Consider the following 532-nt stretch of genomic DNA (forward strand, 5'->3'; position numbering starts at 1 on the left):
ACAGAACGTTTGGAAGAGTTAAAAGCCTTCTATGAGAAATATTTTAACGCGATGTCTAACGATAAATACCACAACCCAACTAAGCAGTTTTCATCTTACTTTCTTTCGTTTGAAAGTGGTGCTCGATTGGAGTTGATGTCGATGGAGGGTGTGACCGCTTGTGAAAACTTTCACTCGATGCAGGTAACAGGGTTGGCACACTTTGCCTTCGCATTAGGATCAGAGCAGGCAGTTGACCAAATAACCAAAACCTTGGTGGAAGATGGTTATCGAAGGATTGACGGGCCGAGATACACTGGCGATGGTTATTACGAGAGCTGCGTATTAGATCCAGATGGTAACCGTATTGAGCTTACCGTTTAACGTGACTTAGCTTATTGACCCTGTTCACAGGCTGCTTTCATATGAAAGTGTTCGGGCGTATACTGCAAGCTCATCAATAAGGAGTGAGCCTGTGAACCCAAGACAAAATGAAATCCTGCAATTAGTGAATGACCGTAAACGCGTTCAAGTCACGGAGCTTTCTGACATC

1 protein-coding gene and 1 pseudogene are annotated in these 532 nt (G+C 44.0%); both read left to right on the forward strand.

Annotated features, from left to right (window positions below):
* On the forward strand, window positions 1–363 hold a 363-nt coding region (locus tag R7044_RS27740), incomplete at its 5' end, for a VOC family protein (protein WP_225456303.1).
* A gap of 91 nt (window positions 364–454) precedes the next feature.
* Window positions 455–532 (forward strand): annotated as a pseudogene (locus R7044_RS27745) (DeoR family transcriptional regulator); the annotation flags it as partial.

Source organism: Vibrio sp. 1402, from assembly GCF_033340275.1.